Origin of the sequence: Microbacterium sp. NPDC012755 (assembly GCF_042901325.1) — a bacterium.
Taxonomy (GTDB): domain Bacteria; phylum Actinomycetota; class Actinomycetes; order Actinomycetales; family Microbacteriaceae; genus Microbacterium; species Microbacterium natoriense.
In genome coordinates, this window is record NZ_JBIBCT010000001.1 from 2,070,865 (window position 1) to 2,088,768 (window position 17,904).

The following is a 17,904-nucleotide window of genomic DNA, read 5'->3' on the forward strand; positions in this document are numbered from 1 at the left end:
CATAGGAACAGCATTCTGATATTCCGGTTGGCGCTACGGTGGATCCCGATGACCGACTCCGACGTTGACCCGTCGCATCGCTCGCGCGCGCCTCGACGGAGCGCGTGGTGGAGCGGCGGCTCGACCGTGCGCGCCTGGAACGGCGAGCTCCTCGGCTGGAGCGTGATCGGCCTCGGCGCCGGCATGCTCCTGGGGGCGTGGCTGGGGATGCTCTTCGGAGGCGTGTGGGGCCAGGCCGCGCTGTGGGCGGCGCTGCTGACACCCGTCATCCTCGCGTTCCGGAGGGGGATCCCCCGGGGGCTGCTCGCCGTCCGCCCGGTGGACCTGCTCTACGGCGTCGTCCTCGGCCTCGTACTGAGGATCGTGCAGGGCTGGTCGGCGGTCGCGTTCGGAGGCTCCGGCGCCCTCCCGTCCTACGCATCGCTCGACGGATCGCTGCCGGCGCTCTGGTGGGCGGAGGACCTCCTGGCCGGGGGGATCGTGGCCCCCGTGATCGAGGAGCTCTTCTTCCGCGGGGTTCTCCTCGTCGCCCTGTTCAGCGCGGTGAGACGGAGCGCGCGGAGAGCATCGCCGGATCGTCAGGGCGCCGGCATCCGGAGGGCCGGCGTCGTATCGGTCGCCGTGACCACCGTGCTCTTCGTCCTGACGCATCAGCTCGTGTCGGCTCTGACGCCGGATGCCGCGGTCGCGCTGACGCTCCTCGGCATCGCGACCGGCGCGCTCGTCGTGCTCACCGGGCGGATCTGGCCCGCGGTGCTGGTGCACATCGTGTTCAACCTGAGCGGGGTCGGGCTGATCGTCGCCGGGACGCTGCTCGGCTGACCGGCCGCTCAGAGCAGCGCGGCTCGCAGGACTCTGGCGACCTCGTCCACGGCGGGGATCAGCTGCGACGCGGACTCCTCGTACACGGCGCGATCGCGACGATAGGGGTCGATCACATCGTCGTCCTGCGTTCTGGCGGGGGGCATCTGCCCTCGTCGCCCAGCGACGAGGGCCAGCACGGCGGCGAGGCGCGCACGCGGGGCCGTGCCCGCGGCATCCGCGGTCCGGCGGATGGCGTCGTCGTCCAGAGCGGTGGAGAGCGCGGCGAACTCCCGCACGGTGAACGCGCGCCGCAGAGCCGAGGGAGCGAGCTCGACGGACGCTGTCCGATGCTCGCGGGACATGGCGAGGATCAGGTCGGCTCCCGCGGCGATCGGCTCGGTCAGCCACCGGGCGCGGTGTGTCATGACGTCATCGGGGGAGGCTCCGTGCGCCACGGCGATCTCCTGAGACATGCCTGTCATCTCGGCGCCGACCGGCGCGTGGGTGCCTGCGCTGTGCACGGTCGCGTCGACCCCGTGCAGGCGGGCGCGGAGCACGGTCTCCGCCAGGGGGGACCGGCAGATGTTGCCCGTGCAGACGGTGAGGATCACGGGCGTCCCGGTGTCCGCCGACGCATCGGAGGACCGGCCGAGCGCCCGCGGCGCGCTCCGGTCCGCCGGCGCGTCGAAGGAGTCGAGATCCTTCATCGCCCCGCGCCGCTGCTCCAGTTGAGCTGCTCGATGTAGCGCAGCAGCACGCCTTCGCGCAGCGCCCACGGCGAGACCTCCAGCTCGTCGATGTCGAGCACCGTCATCGCGGTGTGCAGGGAGACGGCCGCAGCGACGATCTGGAACGTGCGGTCGGGCGTGATGCCGGGCAGCTCCTGGCGAGCGGATGCGGGGAGGCGCGCCAGCCGGGGGATCCAGGACCCGAGGGATGCGCGGGGCAGCAGCATCCGCTCGATCCCCGACCAGCCGGGGACCGGGTAGCCGACGAGTCGTGCGAGCGAGCGGATCGCCTTCGAGGAGCCGACCACGTGGTCGGGGCGGGGGAGCGCGGCGAACCGGGGGAGGATCTCGGCGAGCGTCGTCCTGGCATGCTCGCGCAGACGCTCGACGTCGTCTTCGCCCGGCGGGTCGTTCGGAAGGAACTGCACGGTCATCCGACCGGCGCCCAGGGGGACGGATGCCGCAGCATCCGGCATCTCGTCGCCACCGGCCGCGATCTCGAGAGAGCCGCCGCCGATGTCGAGCAGCAGGAGCTGCCCGGCCGACCAGCCGAACCACCGTCGGACGGCGAGGAAGGTCAGCTCGGCCTCGGTCTCTCCGTCGAGCACCTGCAGCGGCTGGCCGAGAGCCTTCTCGATGCGCGCGATCACGTCGGCGCCGTTGCGGGCGTCGCGCACCGCGCTGGTGGCCGTCGCGAGCAGCTCGTCCACCCGCTCCTCCGCGGCGACCCTGCGCGCCTGCGCGACCGCGGCCTCGAGTGCCAGGACGCCCTCTTCGGAGATCGCGCCGTCCGGGGTGAGATAGCGCATGAGCCGCAGCACGGTGCGGTCGCTCGTCGTCGCGAGAGGCCTCCCGCCGGGGCGGACGTCCGCCGCGAGCATATGGACGGTGTTCGATCCGATATCGAGGACTCCCAAGCGCACGGGAAGAGACTACCGGTGCCCCGTTACGATGTATGCGTGACCACCGTCGACCCCACGCTGCCACTGTCTCCGTACCGGGAGATCGATCGCGCCGAGTGGGCGCGGCTCGCGGCAGGTCTCGATCAGCCGCTCACCGAGACCGAGGTCGTCGAGCTGCGCGGCATCGGCGACCGGCTCGACCTCACCGAGGTCCGTGAGGTGTACCTCCCGCTGAGCAGGCTGCTCAGCCTGTACGCGACGTCGACTAAGAAGCTCGGCGCGGCGACATCGTCCTTCCTGCAGGAGGACGACTCCACCACGCCGTTCGTCGTCGGCGTCGCCGGCTCCGTCGCCGTGGGCAAGTCGACCATCGCCCGACTGCTGCGCGAGCTGATGAGCCGCTGGCCGGGCACGCCCCGCGTCGAGCTCGTCACGACCGACGGCTTCCTCTACCCGAACGCCGAGCTCGAGCGCCGCGGCCTCATGGACCGCAAGGGGTTCCCCGAGTCGTACGACCGCAGATCGCTGCTCCAGTTCCTCACCGAGGTGAAGAGCGGTGCGCCGGAGGTCCGTGCACCCTTCTACTCGCACATGCGCTACGACATCGTCCCCGACGCCCACGTCGTGGTGCGCCGCCCCGACGTGGTGATCGTCGAGGGCCTCAACGTCCTGCAGCCGCCGCCCGCGCCGAACGACGTCGCCGTGAGCGACCTGTTCGACTTCTCGATCTTCGTCGACGCCGACACCGCGCACATCGAGAAGTGGTACGTCGACCGCTTCCTCGCGCTGCGCCAGGGGGCGTTCTCGAATCCGTCCTCGTACTTCAACGTGTTCGCGCACCTCACCGACACCGAGGCGATCACGACGGCGCTCGGGTACTGGAACGAGATCAACATGCCGAACCTCGTCGAGAACGTGATGCCGACGAAGCACCGAGCGCGGCTCGTCCTGAACAAGGGCGTCGACCACTCCGTCGAGAGCGTGCTGCTGCGCAAGCTTTGACTCGTGTTCGTGCTCGTCATTCCGTGAGGAGTCAGGGAGCGCGGGATCGTGCCCCCTGAACCCCGCATCTCTTGACTTCTCGCGCCGCTCCGGGGCGGGGCGTCGAGCGCGGGGGCGCGAGTTCCGAGCGGAGGACGCCGCGCCGCACGGATTCGTTCGGAATCCTGCCAAAAGTGTGCGCTTACCCTTGACGGTATGTGTGGAATCGTCGGATACGTGGGCCCGCGCCCCAGCCAGGACATCCTGCTCGCAGGACTCGCCCGCCTCGAGTACCGCGGCTATGACTCCGCGGGCGTCGCCGTCATCGACGACGCCGGGACGCTCGGGATGCGCAAGAAGGCGGGCAAGCTCAGCGCGCTGCGCGACTCGCTCGCCGAATCGGCCTTGCCCGACGGCAGCACCGGGATCGGGCACACCCGCTGGGCGACGCACGGTGGACCGACCGACCTCAACGCCCACCCGCACCTCGCGGACGGCGACAAGCTCGCCCTGATCCACAACGGCATCATCGAGAACTTCGCCACGCTCCGTGACGAGCTCCTGGCCGACGGCGTCGTCTTCCGCAGCGAGACCGACACCGAGGTCGCCGCCGCGCTCCTCGGCCGCGAGTACGCCGGCAACGGGGGAGACCTGCAGCTCGCCTTCCGCAGCATCGTGAACCGCCTGGAGGGCGCGTTCACCCTCCTCGCGATGCACCAGGACCACCCGGGCCTCGTCGTCGGCGCTCGTCGCAACTCCCCCCTCGTGATCGGCCTCGGCGAGGGCGAGAACTTCCTCGGCTCCGACGTCGCCGCATTCGTCGAGCACACGCGCAAGGCCCTCGCGATCGGTCAGGACCAGATCGTCTCGATCACGCCGGATGCCGTCAGCGTCACCGACTTCGCCGGAACCCCGGTCGAGGCCGAGCCCTTCGACGTGTCGTGGGATGCCGCCGCCGCAGAGAAGGGCGGATGGTCGTCCTTCATGGCCAAGGAGGTCGCGGAGCAGCCGGAGGCCGTCGCGAACACGATCCGCGGTCGCATCCACGACGGCCAGGTCGTCATCCCCGAGCTCGACGGTCTCGATGAGCTCTTCGCGGGGATCAACCGCATCATCATCACGGCGTGCGGCACCGCCGCCTACTCGGCTCTCGTCGGCAAGTATGCGATCGAGCAGTGGGCTCGGATCCCCGTCGACGTCGAGCTCGCCCACGAGTTCCGCTACCGCGACCCGGTGATCGGCGCCGACACGCTCGTCGTCTCCATCAGCCAGTCCGGCGAGACCATGGACACGCTCATGGCCGTCAAGTATGCGAATGAACGCGGCGCGCGCACGCTCTCGATCTGCAACACGCAGGGTGCGACGATTCCCCGCGAGTCGGATGCCGTCGTCTACACGCACGCCGGACCGGAGGTCGCGGTCGCGTCCACAAAGGCGTTCTCCGCGCAGATCACCGCCCTGCTGCTGCTCGGCCTGCACATGGGCCGCGTCCGCGGAACGGTCGCCGACGCCTCCGTCGACGTCGCCGAGCTGCAGGCGCTGCCGGAGAAGATCGCCCGTGTCCTCGCGGAGGAGCAGGACCACGTGCAGCAGCTCGCCGGCTGGATGGCCGACACCCGCTCGGTCCTCTTCCTCGGCCGCCACGTGGGCTTCCCGATCGCGCTCGAGGGCGCGCTCAAGCTCAAGGAGATCTCCTACATCCACGCCGAGGGCTTCGCCGCCGGTGAGCTCAAGCACGGCCCGATCGCACTGATCGAACCGGGGCAGCCCGTGTTCGTGCTCCTGCCCTCGCCCCGTCACTCGGCGCTCATCCACTCGAAGGTCGTCTCGAACATCCAGGAGATCCGCGCTCGCGGCGCACGGGTGATCGTGGTCGCCGAAGAGGGGGATGCCGCCGTGCTCCCCTTCGCCGACGAGGTCATCCGCATCCCGCTGGCCGGAGCGATGTTCGAGCCGCTGCTGTCGGTCGTCCCGCTGCAGATCTTCGCGATGGCCCTCGCCACCGCGAAGGGCCTCGACGTCGACCAGCCGCGCAACCTCGCGAAGTCGGTCACGGTCGAATAGACCTCCTGCGAAGTGAGTCGAGCGACGCTCTGGCGGCTCAGATCGCGGAGCGTCTGCGGAACCCGGGCCTCTCAGCTGACAGTAGGGCCTTCGCGCCGACGAACGGAGGGCACGAGGAACACGGCGGGGATGCCGGAACCGGCGCCTACTAGGCTGAACGGGTGATCATCGGGACCGGCATCGACCTCGTGGACATCCCGCGATTCGAGCGGACCATCGAGCGCACGCCCAGACTGCTGCAGCGCCTCTTCACGCCCAGCGAGCAGACCCTGCGGCTGCCGTCGCTGGCCGCGCGCTACGCCGCCAAGGAGGCGCTCATCAAGGCGCTCGGCGGCTCGGACGGCGTGCACTGGACCGAGATCGAGATCGCATCCGAGGCCTCAGGTCGACCCCGGTTCGTGCTCAGCGGCACGACCGCCGCCGTCGTCGACGAGCGCGGCATCACCACGCTGCACCTGACCCTCACCCACGACGCAGGCCTCGCCGCCGCGTTCGTCGTCGCCGAAGGAGAGCCGCTGTGACCGTTCCGTTCCGCGAGGCGAGCATCGACCTCGGCGCCATCAGCGACAACGTGCGCCACTTCACGAGGCTCACCGGCGTGCAGGTCATCGCCGTCGTCAAGGCCAACGCCTACGGACACGGCGCCGCAGCCGCGGCCGTCGCCGCTCTGGCCGGAGGCGCGACCCGACTGGGGGTCGCGGAGATCCCCGAAGCTCTCGATCTGCGACGACAGGGCATCACGGCCCCGATCGTGGCGTGGCTGCACGCTCCGGGGGAGCGGTTCGAGCAGGCGGCAGCGCAGGGCATCGAGCTCGGGATCTCGTCGTTCGACCAGCTCGAGGCCGCTGCCAGGGCGGCCGACGTCGACCATCCCGTCGGCGTGCATCTGAAGTTCGAGACCGGGCTGTCGCGCAACGGCATCGCCCCCGCCGACTGGGGCCGCGTGCTCGCGGAGGCCGCTCGGCTGGAGCGCATCGGACGTCTGCGGATCGTGGGGCTCTTCAGCCATCTCTCCAACACCTCTCCCGAGGACGACAGGGCGGCTCTCGCGCGGTTCGAGGAGGGTGTCGCGACGGCGGCCTCCTTCGGCATCCGCCCAGAGATCCGGCACATCGCGGCCACCGCCGCCGCCATCGACCTGCCGGAGACGCGCCTCGACGCGGTGCGCATCGGCATCGGCATCTACGGCGTATCGCCCTTCGAGGAGCGCACGTCGGCATCGCTCGGCCTGCGGCCGGCCATGACGCTGCGCGGTTCCATCGCGGCCGTGCGCAGGGTGCCGGCCGGCACGGGCGTCTCATACGGCTACGCCCACCGCACCGATCGGGACACGACCCTGGTGCTCGTGCCGCTCGGGTACGCGGACGGGGTTCCGCGGAACGCATCCGGCCGGCTTCCGGTGTCGATCGGGGGGCGCCGTTTCCTGAACGCGGGACGCATCGCGATGGACCAGTTCGTCGTCGACGTCGGCGACACCCCCGTCTCGATCGGCGACGAGGTCGTGCTGTTCGGCGACCCCACGCTCGGCGTCCCGTCGGCGGCGGAGTGGGGGGATGCCGCGGACACGATCGGCTACGAGATCGTCACGCGCATCGGCGCCAGGGTTCCGCGGAGGACCACGTGAGCGTCGACCCCTCCCTCCTCGGACGTCGGGAGATCGAGACCGCAGACGACATGGAGGAGCTCGGGCGGACGCTCGGGGCGACTCTGGAGGCAGGGGACCTGCTGATCCTCACCGGTCCGCTCGGTGCGGGAAAGACCACCTTCACCAGGGGGCTGGCCGAGGGACTCGGGGTGCGCGGACCCGTGCAGAGCCCGACGTTCGTCATAGCGCGCACGCATCCGTCGCTCGTCGGTCGCGCACCGCTCGTGCACGTCGACGCCTACCGGCTCGGCTCCGGAGCGGAGCTGGAAGACCTCGATCTCGATCTCGCACGGTCCGTCGTGGTCGTCGAGTGGGGCCGGGGCATGGCCGAGGATCTCGCCGACGCGTGGTGGGACGTCGAGTTGGAGCGACCCGTCGGGCGCGCGGACGGCCTCGACGCGTCCGAGCTGGACGCCGACGCTCCCAGGATCGTGACGATCGCTCGGGAGGAGCGTCGATGAGCACCGTCTCGGAGTCCGCGCGCGTCGCCGTCATCATCGAGGACGACGTCGACGTGCAGACGCTGCTGGACGAGGTCTTCCGCGCCGCGGGGTTCGAGACCGTGCTGGCGGGTTCTGCGCCCGAGGGCATCGCCGCCGTCGTCGCGCACCACCCCGTGATCACGACGCTCGACGTGAATCTGCCGGGGATGGACGGCTTCGAGGCTGCACGACGGATCCGCGAGGTCAGCACGACGTTCATCATCATGCTCTCCGCGCTCTCCGAGGAGCCGGACGTCGTCCTCGGACTCTCGGCGGGGGCCGACGACTACCTCGTGAAGCCCGTCCGCCCGCGCGAGCTGCGCGCCCGGATCGAGGCCGTGATGCGTCGTCCGCGCTTCGAGGCGCCGCCCGCGCCCGGGTCCCCCTCCGGCGGAGCGCCGATGCCGTCGCCTGCGGCCGGCCTGCAGACGCATCGCGACCTCTCCCTCGATCCCGATACGCACACGGTGCTCGTCGGGGGCGGAGAGGTCGAGCTCACCCCGACCGAGTTCGATCTCCTGGCGACCCTGCTCGATTCAGGACGCCGTGTGCGCAGCAAGTCCGAACTGGCCCTCGTCCTCCGCGGCGACACCGCAGGAGGGGCGTCCGACTACGTCGGCGAGCCAGACAGGCGCACGGTCGAGGCGCACATGACGAATCTGCGCCGCAAGCTCGGCGACACCCCCGCCGACCCTCGCTTCATCGAGACGGTTCGCGGTGTCGGCTATCGCCTCACGTCCGCTGATCTCCCGACCGGCGGAGTCCCGAAGGCCTAGGGCGGTCGAGGCCGCGGTTCCCCAACCGCGGCCCCCAGCCGCGCTCCCCAGCCGCGGTTTCCGTCCCCATCAGGATCGTATTGCCCGCGCCGCCCCCGGCGGACGCAGCATCCGCCTTCTTTGAGTAATCTTGCGAGAACGTTGAGGATCGAGGGAGAGGCGGTCGACGATGTCCCGCACGCTGTCGATCTGGCGATGGCAGCTGATCTTCACGGGCAGCATGCTCGCGGTCGTCGTGGTGATCGCCGCCTTCTCACCGCACACCTTCGGCAACCCGCTGGTGGCGCTGGGGCTCGTCGTTCTCGTCGCGACCACCCTGGTGACGCTCATGGTTCCGTGGCCACGCATCCCGCAGTCGATCGTCGTCGCGGTGCCGCTTCTCGACGCGCTCGCCGTAGGTCTGGCGACGAGCGCTCCCGGCATGCGCATCGAGCTCCTCTGGGTGTTCCCGGTGGCCTGGCTCGCATCGTACTTCGCGCTGCCGTGGGTGTTCGCGGGCATCGGCTTCATCAGCGCGTGTCTTCTCCTCTTCACGAGCCGCAGCGGAGAGCCCGCCGACGTGCTCGTGCGCGTGCTCATCGTCGTGCTGACGCTGAGCTTCCTCGGCACGACGATCCGCATCGGCGCACAGCGCTCGCGGGCCGCGAGACGGCTCCTGCAGCGGCAGTCCGAGCAGGCGGAGAGGGCCGCCGATCGTGCGCAGACCCAGGAGCAGCGGGTCACGCAGGTCATCGACGCCCTGGACGTGGCGCTCGTCGTGGTCAACGCGGACGGTCGGATCCTGAAGATGAACGACGCCTATCGCACGCTGTACGGGCGTGATCGATTCGGGGCCGCTCTGCCGTCGACGGCCGTGGAGTACGACGAGCGCAGGGGTGCACCGCTGTCGCCAGAGCGGACGACCCTGTCGCTCGCGGCACGTGGCGAGGAGCTCAGGAGCGAGCGGATCTGGCTCTTCGATCAGGAGGGGCGGTGGCGCGCACTGCAGGCGAGCACGCAGCGCCTCGCCGACGCGACGGCGCGCGACCGCAGCACCCTGCTCATCATCGACGACGTCACCGCACTGATCGAGGCCGCCGAGGAGCGGCGCACCCTCACCGCGATCGTGTCGCACGAGCTGCGCAACCCGTTGATGGCGATCCTCGGCCACGTCGACCTCCTGCGGGAGCGGGACGATCTGCCCGGCTCCGTCGTCGCGCAGCTGGAGGTCATCTCCAACGCCAGCGAACGGATGCAGCGGCTGGTGGAGAGCACGCAGGACGAAGCGAGGCGCGCGTCGGAGTCGCTGCCGGAACCGGTCGATCTCCGCCAGGTCGTCGATGCGTCGGCGGCGTCGTACTCGGCGATCGCGAGGAGTAACCGGCAGGAGCTCGTCGTGGAGGGACTCGACAGCCTCGTGGTGCGCGGAGACGCCTTCCGTCTGCGCCAGGTGCTCGACAATCTGCTGAGCAACGCGGTCAAGTACACCCCGGGCGGTGGCGGCATCCGGGTGCGTCTCGGCGTCGACGACGGCGGGGCGGTGCTCTCGATCGCCGACACCGGCGACGGGATGACGGCCGACGAGGTCGCGCGGGTCTTCGACCCCTATTTCCGCACCGCGCGGGCCGTGGTCGGGGGCGCCCCCGGCACCGGGCTGGGCATGGGCATCGCCCGCGACATCGTGACCGACCACGACGGGAGCATCGAGGTGGGCAGCGCTCCCGGTGCGGGAACCCGTGTCACGGTGCGGTTCCCGCTGATCGAGGAGGACGGATCATGAGGGAGCTGACGCACACCGCGATCAGCGTCGACGTCATGACCAGCATGGTCGCGGTGGTGACGGTCGTGACGGTGGTCGTGATCGGGCTCGCGACGCTCGCACGGCCGAGCAGGGCGACGATCACCTGGGGGGCGGCGTTCGCACTGGGGATGCTCGGCACCTACCTGTGGGTGGCCGGTCTCCAGCTGCATGAGCCGCGTCTGACGGCCGGAGCATCTGGACTGCTGCTCTGCTTCGAGCCGCTCCTCTGGCTGGGGCTGCGGATGCACAGGGGTGCGCGCACGCTCTGGTGGCCGCTCCTCGCCTTCATGGTGCTCATCCCGACCGTGCTCGTGCTCGCGGCGGGGACACCGGCGTTCCAGGTGACGTTCCGCCTCTCTTTCCTCAGCGCGAGCGTCTTCGCCGGGCTGGTCGCGTGGGAGCTGATCAGACTGAAGACGGTGTCGCGCGACATCACGATGCCGCTTCTCCTGGCCGCGTGCTCCTTCGTCGTCGTCGCGATCGCCGGTGCCGTCTCCGTGCTGCTGGACAACGGAGTGAGCTCCGACGAGCAGCTGAGCGTGCTCCGTGGCGTCAACAGCGTGGGCACCGTGGTGACCAGCATCTGCGCGGCGTTCACCCTCGTGCTCCTCGTGCGGTCAGATCGGGTCGCTCCGGCCACGGGTGATGCGGCCGCGCGTGCGGCGCGCAGGCTTCGCAAGGCACAGGCTCAGAACGACAACGCCTGGTCCGTCCTCGACGTGCGGCTGGACGATCCGCTGGACCTCAGGGAGGCGTCGACGAGCACCGGATACGCGGCGATCGTCGAGCGCTTCCACTCCGACATCGAGGAGGTGCTCCCCGCGAGTGCCGATGCCGATCGCGTCGACGACTCCCGTTCGATCATCGTCATCCGCGGGAGTGAAGAGGAGATCCGGCATCACATCCGCGCTCTGCTGCAGCGGATCTCGGCGATCGAGCACGATGCGGGTGCCTCCGGGATCCGGGTGTCGGCGAGCATCGGCTGGGCGAGCGCCTCGGCGTGGGGGCACGACTACGACGCGCTGGCGGCAGCGGCCGGCACGGCATCGGCGTCCGCCCGCGCCGATGGCGGCGACCGCTGGAGGCGCGCGGAGGAGAACGGCTCAGCATCCCCGGCTACCCTGGAAGCGTGATCCTCGCCGTCGACACCTCCCTCGGTACCGCCGTGGCCCTCATCGACGCTGACGGCGCCCTCCGCGCCGAGGCGGCGACCGCCGACCCGCTCGGGCACGCCGAGGTGATCGGCGATCTGCTCGCCGATGTCCTGAAGGACGCGGGGGCGGGGGAGATCACCCACGTCGTGTCCGGCATGGGCCCCGGGCCCTTCACCGGCCTGCGCATCGGCATCGCGGCGGCTCGTGCCTTCGCCCTCGGGCGCGGCATCCCCGTGGTCCCGGTGCCGAGCCATCTCGCGGCGGCGCTCTCGGTGTCCGCCGACGGTCCGTTCGCCATCGTCACCGACGCGCGTCGTCGAGAGGTCGCGGTCACGGTGTTCGACGGGACGGATGCCGACGGCATCCCCGCCGTCGTCGCCGACACGGTTCTCGTGCCCGCGGTCGAGGCCGATGCGCACCTGGGCGGCATCCGGCGGATCGACGTGTCCGAGTTGTCCGGCGCCGACCTGGCGCGGGTCGCGGCGCGTGCACTCGCGGCAGGACGCGTCCTGGCCGACGACGAGCCGCTGTACCTGCGGCACCCCGACGTCGTGCTCCCCGGAGTGCCGAAGCGGGTGGGATCATGACGCTGCGTCCCGCGACTCCGGCCGATCTCGACGGGATCATGGCGATCGAGAACCGCGCGTTCCCGACCGACGCGTGGAGCGCCGAGTCGATGGCGTCCGAGCTCGCCAGCCCGCACGCCCGCTACCTCGTCGACGAGGTCGACGGCGTGACGATCGGCTACGGCGGTGTGCGGGCGCTGCAGGGCGGGTCGGATGCCGACATCCAGACCATCGCGTTCGACGCCGATCGCCGCGGTGAGGGCCGAGGACGGGCCCTGCTGCGCGCGCTGCTCGAGGCTGCAGTGGGGCGGGGCGCACGAGAGGTGTTCCTCGAGGTGCGCGACGACAACCCCGCCGCGGCGGGACTGTACCTCTCGGAGGGTTTCGAGGAGATCGGCCGCCGCCCCCGCTACTATCAGCCGGACGATGTGGATGCGATCGTGATGCGCCTCGACCTGCGCGCGTGGGATGCGCGGCGCACCGCGACGTCGAAGGAGCAGACCGCATGACCGCCGCCCCCCTTGTGCTCGGCATCGAGACGAGCTGCGACGAGACCGGCATCGGCATCGTCCGCGGACGCACCCTGCTCTCGAACACGATCGCCTCGAGCATGGACGAGCACGCCCGCTACGGCGGCGTCGTTCCGGAGGTGGCCGCGCGCGCTCATCTGGAGGCGCTGCAGCCGTCGATCGACGCGGCTCTCGACGAGGCCGGCATCCGTCTGCAGGACCTCGACGCGGTGGCGGTCACCAGCGGGCCGGGGCTCGCGGGGGCGCTCATGGTCGGCGTCGGCGCGGCCAAGGGCCTCGCGGTGTCGATCGACAAGCCCCTGTACGCGGTCAACCACCTGGTGGGGCACATCGCGGCCGACATCCTCACGGCGGACTCCGCGCCGCTGGAGTACCCGACCATCGCGCTCCTCGTCTCGGGCGGGCACACCTCGCTCCTGCACGTCCGCGACCTCACGACCGACGTCGAGCTGCTCGGCGAGACCATGGACGACGCCGCGGGCGAGGCCTTCGACAAGGTCGCAAGGCTCCTCTCCCTGCCCTACCCCGGCGGGCCCGAGATCGACAGGGCCGCGGTCGACGGCGACCCGAACGCCATCCGCTTCCCCCGTGGCCTGTCCAAGGCGTCCGATCTGGCGAAGCACCGCTACGACTTCTCCTTCTCCGGACTCAAGACCGCCGTCGCCCGCTGGGTCGAGCGCTGCGAGGCCGATGGCGTCGAGGTGCCGGTGGCCGATGTGGCGGCGAGCTTCCGCGAGGCCGTCGTCGACGTGCTCGTGACGAAGGCGCTGGCGGCGTGTGAGGATCTCGGGGTCCCGCGACTGCTGCTCGGCGGGGGCGTCATCGCGAACCGCAGGCTGCGCGAGGTCGCGCTCGCCCGTGCCGAGAAGGCGGGGGTGACGGTGCGCATCCCGCCGCTGTCGCTGTGCACCGACAATGGCGCCATGATCGCGGCGCTCGCCGCAGAGCTGATCTCCTCCGGTCGGCGGCCGTCGACCCTCGCCTTCGGCGCCGACTCGACCCTCCCCGTCACGGAGATCCAGGTGGCCGAGCGCTCATGACCACACCGGACGACGGGCTGCGCGCCCGCATCGAAGGACCCAGCGGCGAGGTCGAGCGGCCGGCGGGGTCTGCTCGTCTCCCCGGCGCCAGACGCGACGCGTACACGAAGCTGCCCACCGGGCCGGTGACCGTGGAGCCGATCGTCGCCAGCGGTCCGCACCTCGAAGACGACGACGAACACGACGGGTGGGAGCCCTCGGCTGCGCCCGCGTCCGTCGACGAGACGCGGCTCGCGCCCTGGGCGCTGCTCGCCGCGATCGTCTCGCTGTGCGCCTCGTTCTTCGTCGGCTGGGTGATCCCGGTCGCGGTGGTGGCCGTGATCGCGGCGATCATGTCGCTGCGGCGTCCGGCCGAGAGCAGAGCCGTCGCGACGTGGGCTCTCGTGCTCGGCCTCGCGGCGACGACGTACAGTCTGGGCTGGCTGGTGTGGGCCGGTCTGCAGTTCGAGAGGTTCGGGTAGCGGATGCTCGACGCCGACCGGACATCGATGTCATCAGGGGGGCCGATGCCGCACGATCATGACGGCGAGGAGCGTCGTGCGCTCCAGCGCAAGGCGTACGGCCGCGAGGCGTCGCTCACGGATGCCGAGGCTCGGCGTCTGCACGAGCTCGAGCACGCCCTCCGCGAGAGCGCCCGCCCCGAGGCTGCAGCCCCCGCAGCGGAGCGCTCCGCGCGGACGGCGGTCCGCGACACGGGGCCGGTGGACGGAGTCCGCCTGGACGGCATGCGGGCGGGCGAGGTGCAGCCTCCCGTCACGCGGGGAGTCGTCGACGAGGAGAACGCCGCAGCGGCGCCCGTGGCCGACGAGACCGAGACCGAGAGCGCGGCAGACGAGGCGGCGCCGGGCATCTGGAGGACTCTGCGGTCGCACGGGAAGCCCGTGGCCGCTGCGTCCGCCGTCCTGCTGGCGATCGGACTCGGCGCGGGTTGGGCGCTGTTCTCTCCGCGCGCGAGCGACATCCCGCTCAGCGCGGAGGAGGTGGAGCGCAAGCTGGAGCTCTACACGGCGCAGAAATTCGACGACGGCTCGCTGCGCGCCGTCGCGCGCGATGGAGACGCCCTCGTCTGGTTCGCGACGAAGAGCGCGCCGGAGTCGCAGTCGTGCCTGACCCTCGATGTGGGGGAGCAGTCCTCCATCAACTGCGTCACCGATGACGAGTTCGCCACGTTCCCGTTGAACGCGTCGATCTCGGTGCCTTCTGACGAGGGCGGCTCGATGGGCGGAAGCAGTGTGAACGCCACGGGCATGCTCACCACGGCCGGCGAGGTGATGGTCGCGATCAACCGCTGGGACTACGACGACTCCATGCTCAGTCAGTTCGAGGGCGAGGAGAAGGTGCGTGCCCAGGCTCTCATCGACGAGGGGTACCAGCCGGGGATGTCCCTGATCGGACACTTCCGCGGAGAATCCGTGTGGGTCGCCGACCGCTTCACCGACACGGGCTCGATGGAGAGATGCCTGATCGTCGACGTCGTGGACGCATCGAAGTGCGCCGCACCGGACAACAGCGGGAAGCAGGCGCCGATCCGGCTGAGCTCCGGCGACGCGGACGACTCGCCGTGGTCCCTGACCGTGGAGTTCACCGGCTGGGGCATGCCCTACCTGACGATCACCGAGGGTCCGACCGGCGGATCGCTCGTGGTGATCGACACCGAGTCGGGGGATCCGATCGAGGTCCAGGCCCCCGTAGACCCTGCCGGCTGACTAGGCCGCAGACACCCGGTCGGCGAGGATCGCCAGACGCTCGTCGCCGATGCGGGTGAGGATCAGCGTCGCCGACTCCGCGCCCTTCAGCGCGAGCTCCCTGCGGAAGGCCGCAGGGTCGACGTCCATGCCGCGCTTCTTGATCTCCAGGGTGCCGATGCCGTTCCTCTTGAGCACCGCACTGATCGCCTTGGGATTGGCGGGCATCGTCTCGCGCACGCGGAACGACTGCACGAACGGACTCGTGAGCGCGGCATCCGAGGTGAGGTATGCGATGCGCTCGTCGAGCATCCCCGCCTCCAGGCTGCGGGCGACGTCGCCGATGAGCCGCGCGCGGATGACGGCTCCGTCCGGTTCGTGCAGGAAGGCGCCGAGCGGGCGCACCGGCGCGTCTTCGGCGTCGGCGCCCGCGGTGAGCTCGTAGGAGCGCTCGCCGCGGATGAGGAGCGCCGCTCTGCGCACGCCCTCTCTGGCGAGGACGCCGGTCCAGACCACGAGCTCCACGACGCTGCCGTCCGCGCTCACCCACTGGGCCTCGGCGTTTGCCGGGAGGCTGTCGCGATCGTGCGCGGGGCCGAGCTTGATGCCGGTCGGCGTGCGCGATGCCACGTCGAAGGCCCAGTCCAGCGACGGCGAGTAGTCGTCGGCCGAGACGCGGCGGGTCTCGGCGTGCCCGGAGGTGCGTCGCGCGGGGTCCATCCAGATCGCGCGAGCGGCGGGCGCGGTCGCCGTGCTCAGCTCCCGGTGCGCATCCTCCGCCGTGCTGTGGCGCACGTCCGATCCGAACGGCGCGAGGTTGTACGCGGCGATCGCGGCTGTCACCTCGTCGGCGTCGACGGCGGTCACCTCGAGTCCTGCCCCGGCGAAGGCGAGGGCGTCGCCGCCGATTCCGCAGCCGAGATCGGCGACGCTCGTCAGACCGGCGCTGCGGATGCGCTGGGCGTGCCGTGCGGCGACCCCCAGTCTCGTCGCCTGCTCGAGGCCGGCGCGGGTGAACAGCATCCGCTCGGCGAAGTCGCCGAACTTCGCCCGTGCCCTGGCGCGCAGGTGGGCCTGACCGACGACTGCCGAGACGAGTTCAGGGGAATGACCCGCAGCGCGCAGCCGCGACACGGCCCTGGCGACCTCGCCCGTCGACTCGATCGGCCCGAGGGCGTCGAGGAGCTCGAGTCCGTCGGGGGTGAGCAGGGCGCGCAGCTCGGACATCTCCACCCGTTCAGCTTAGGTCGTGCCCGGCTGGCACTCGCATTGCATGAGTGCCAGCTGAGCGCTTAGACTGGATTAGCACTCTCGGGTTGAGAGTGCGAACAAGTCTTTCGTGTCAGCGTCAAGAAAGAAGAGGTAGACCGTGTCGGTTTCCATCAAGCCGCTCGAGGACCGCATCGTCATCAAGCAGGTCGAGGCCGAGCAGACCACCGCGAGTGGCCTGGTCATCCCCGACACCGCCAAGGAGAAGCCCCAGGAGGGCGAGGTCGTGGCCGTGGGCCCCGGCCGCATCGATGACAACGGCAACCGCGTCCCGCTCGACGTCGCCGTGGGCGACCGCGTGCTCTACAGCAAGTACGGCGGCACCGAGGTGAAGTTCGGCGCAGACGAGTTCCTCGTCCTGTCGGCTCGCGACGTCCTCGCGGTCGTCGTTCGCTGATCCAGCGCACAACGCAGAAGGGGTTCGGATGCTTCGGCATCCGAACCCCTTCGCATGTCCGGAGCAGTCATGCGGCGACCGATTCCTGCCGAACCGCGGTCGTGGCGGCTGAACACGCGTTCGGCCTCCGCCCACGGGCATAGGGTTGTGCGGTGACCCCTGACGCCCCCGCCCGCACCGGCCAGACCGCGGGGGCCGTCTACGCCGTCGCCGCCTACCTGCTCTGGGGAGTGCTGCCGCTGTACTTCCTGCTGCTGGTGCCCACGGGCGCGTGGGAGGTCGTCGCCTGGCGTGTGCTGCTGTCTTTCGTCTTCTGCCTGATCCTGCTCACCGTCACACGCGGATGGAAGGCCTTCGGCGTCATCATCCGGCAGCCGAAGCTGCTCGGCCTCACGGCGCTCGCTGGCCTGCTGATCTACGTGAACTGGCAGGTGTTCGTCCTCGGCACCCTGAACGACCGGGTGGTGGAGACGAGCCTCGGCTACTTCATCAATCCGATCACCACGGTGCTGCTGGGCGTCTTCGTGCTGCACGAGCGGATCCGCCGGATGCAGTGGGCGGCGATCGGCATCGCCGCCGTCGCGGTGATCGTGATCGTCGTCGCCTACGGGGAGTTCCCCTGGATCGCGCTCTCGCTCACCGCGTCCTTCGGCATCTACGGACTCATCAAGAAGAAGATCGGACCGGCGGTGGATGCCGTGAGCGGTCTGACCCTCGAGTCCTTCTGGCTCATCCCCATCGCGATCGTGCAGCTCATCCTGGTGGCCTTCACCCCCGCAGGCATCACCATGGGGGCGAACGGCGTCCCCCACGCACTGCTGCTGGGCTTCGCCGGCGTCGCGACGGCGGTGCCGCTGCTGCTGTTCGCGGCGGGGACGCGACGGATCGACCTCACCATCATCGGGATGATCCAGTTCATCACCCCGATCATGCAGTTCGTGATCGGCGTCACCTTCCTGCATGAGGAGATGCCTCCCGCACGCTGGGCTGGCTTCATCCTCGTCTGGATCGCGATCGGCGTGTTCGTGGCCGACCTTCTCCTCGCGGGGCGGCGGAGCCGTGGAAGCGGCCCTGCAGAACTCGTCTGAACCTCGGGTGCAT

19 protein-coding genes are annotated in these 17,904 nt (G+C 70.5%); 16 read left to right on the forward strand and 3 right to left on the reverse strand.

The features are described 5' to 3' along the window. Positions 1 to 48 precede the first annotated feature (48 nt). Complete coding sequence (locus ACFY5A_RS09605; RefSeq protein ID WP_387233498.1) at positions 49 to 822, forward strand: CPBP family intramembrane glutamic endopeptidase; 774 nt, start codon at positions 49 to 51, stop codon at positions 820 to 822. 8 nt (positions 823 to 830) lie between these two features. On the opposite strand, the gene ACFY5A_RS09610 is transcribed toward ACFY5A_RS09605, so the two are convergent. After that, positions 831 to 1,511, reverse strand: a complete 681-nt coding sequence (locus ACFY5A_RS09610; RefSeq protein WP_341940040.1) for a low molecular weight phosphatase family protein — start codon at positions 1,509 to 1,511, stop codon at positions 831 to 833. Further along, entirely contained in the window at positions 1,508 to 2,455 is a 948-nt protein-coding gene (locus ACFY5A_RS09615) for a Ppx/GppA phosphatase family protein (protein ID WP_387233502.1), read from the reverse strand. Before ACFY5A_RS09615 ends, ACFY5A_RS09610 begins: the two co-directional genes overlap by 4 nt. A gap of 36 nt (positions 2,456 to 2,491) precedes the next feature. Here ACFY5A_RS09615 and coaA point away from each other — a divergent pair, with 36 nt between their 5' ends. From coaA to ACFY5A_RS09680, 13 genes are all read left to right on the forward strand, one after another. Beyond that, positions 2,492 to 3,436 (forward strand): type I pantothenate kinase, encoded by a 945-nt coding sequence (coaA, locus tag ACFY5A_RS09620; protein ID WP_105672691.1) that lies wholly within the window; start codon positions 2,492 to 2,494, stop codon positions 3,434 to 3,436. 195 nt (positions 3,437 to 3,631) lie between these two features. Further along, entirely contained in the window at positions 3,632 to 5,479 is a 1,848-nt protein-coding gene (gene glmS, locus ACFY5A_RS09625) for a glutamine--fructose-6-phosphate transaminase (isomerizing) (protein WP_341940038.1), read from the forward strand. Between the two features lie 161 nt (positions 5,480 to 5,640). Further along, a complete protein-coding gene (locus tag ACFY5A_RS09630; RefSeq protein WP_105672694.1) occupies positions 5,641 to 6,000 on the forward strand; it encodes a holo-ACP synthase in 360 nt (119 codons plus the stop codon). Then, entirely contained in the window at positions 5,997 to 7,103 is a 1,107-nt protein-coding gene (gene alr, locus ACFY5A_RS09635; RefSeq protein ID WP_223586965.1) for an alanine racemase, read from the forward strand. The genes ACFY5A_RS09630 and alr overlap by 4 nt, the downstream gene beginning before the upstream one ends. After that, positions 7,100 to 7,585 carry a tRNA (adenosine(37)-N6)-threonylcarbamoyltransferase complex ATPase subunit type 1 TsaE gene (tsaE, locus tag ACFY5A_RS09640; RefSeq protein WP_223586964.1) on the forward strand — a complete coding sequence of 162 codons (486 nt, stop codon included), beginning with the start codon at positions 7,100 to 7,102 and terminating at the stop codon, positions 7,583 to 7,585. The genes alr and tsaE overlap by 4 nt, the downstream gene beginning before the upstream one ends. After that, positions 7,582 to 8,382, forward strand: coding sequence for a response regulator transcription factor (locus ACFY5A_RS09645; RefSeq protein ID WP_387233506.1), 801 nt, complete (start codon positions 7,582 to 7,584; stop codon positions 8,380 to 8,382). The genes tsaE and ACFY5A_RS09645 overlap by 4 nt, the downstream gene beginning before the upstream one ends. Before the next feature lie 169 nt (positions 8,383 to 8,551). Continuing rightward, on the forward strand, positions 8,552 to 10,141 hold the full coding sequence (locus tag ACFY5A_RS09650) for an ATP-binding protein (RefSeq protein WP_387233509.1): 1,590 nt from the start codon (positions 8,552 to 8,554) through the stop codon (positions 10,139 to 10,141). After that, positions 10,138 to 11,295: a hypothetical protein gene (locus ACFY5A_RS09655; RefSeq protein WP_387233512.1), complete on the forward strand. Its 1,158-nt coding sequence runs from the start codon at positions 10,138 to 10,140 to the stop codon at positions 11,293 to 11,295. Before ACFY5A_RS09650 ends, ACFY5A_RS09655 begins: the two co-directional genes overlap by 4 nt. Further along, complete coding sequence (gene tsaB / locus ACFY5A_RS09660; protein WP_387233515.1) at positions 11,292 to 11,903, forward strand: tRNA (adenosine(37)-N6)-threonylcarbamoyltransferase complex dimerization subunit type 1 TsaB; 612 nt, start codon at positions 11,292 to 11,294, stop codon at positions 11,901 to 11,903. The genes ACFY5A_RS09655 and tsaB overlap by 4 nt, the downstream gene beginning before the upstream one ends. After that, entirely contained in the window at positions 11,900 to 12,391 is a 492-nt protein-coding gene (gene rimI, locus ACFY5A_RS09665) for a ribosomal protein S18-alanine N-acetyltransferase (protein WP_387233518.1), read from the forward strand. Before tsaB ends, rimI begins: the two co-directional genes overlap by 4 nt. Further along, on the forward strand, positions 12,388 to 13,452 hold the full coding sequence (tsaD, locus tag ACFY5A_RS09670; RefSeq protein ID WP_341940030.1) for a tRNA (adenosine(37)-N6)-threonylcarbamoyltransferase complex transferase subunit TsaD: 1,065 nt from the start codon (positions 12,388 to 12,390) through the stop codon (positions 13,450 to 13,452). The genes rimI and tsaD overlap by 4 nt, the downstream gene beginning before the upstream one ends. Further along, a complete protein-coding gene (locus ACFY5A_RS09675; protein ID WP_341940029.1) occupies positions 13,449 to 13,913 on the forward strand; it encodes a hypothetical protein in 465 nt (154 codons plus the stop codon). The genes tsaD and ACFY5A_RS09675 overlap by 4 nt, the downstream gene beginning before the upstream one ends. Positions 13,914 to 13,958: 45 nt before the next feature. Next, complete coding sequence (locus ACFY5A_RS09680) at positions 13,959 to 15,158, forward strand: hypothetical protein (RefSeq protein WP_387233522.1); 1,200 nt, start codon at positions 13,959 to 13,961, stop codon at positions 15,156 to 15,158. Here ACFY5A_RS09680 and ACFY5A_RS09685 read toward each other — a convergent pair whose 3' ends face one another. Then, the gene (locus ACFY5A_RS09685; protein WP_387235917.1) at positions 15,159 to 16,364 is read right to left on the reverse strand and encodes an SAM-dependent methyltransferase; all 1,206 of its coding nucleotides are present in this window, start codon (positions 16,362 to 16,364) and stop codon (positions 15,159 to 15,161) included. A 142-nt stretch (positions 16,365 to 16,506) separates the two neighbouring features. Between ACFY5A_RS09685 and groES the strand changes: the two genes are divergently transcribed. Together groES and rarD are read left to right on the forward strand one after the other, a co-directional pair. Beyond that, a complete protein-coding gene (groES, locus tag ACFY5A_RS09690; protein WP_017203655.1) occupies positions 16,507 to 16,803 on the forward strand; it encodes a co-chaperone GroES in 297 nt (98 codons plus the stop codon). 152 nt (positions 16,804 to 16,955) lie between these two features. Continuing rightward, complete coding sequence (gene rarD, locus ACFY5A_RS09695) at positions 16,956 to 17,891, forward strand: EamA family transporter RarD (protein ID WP_387233525.1); 936 nt, start codon at positions 16,956 to 16,958, stop codon at positions 17,889 to 17,891. Positions 17,892 to 17,904 lie beyond the last annotated feature (13 nt).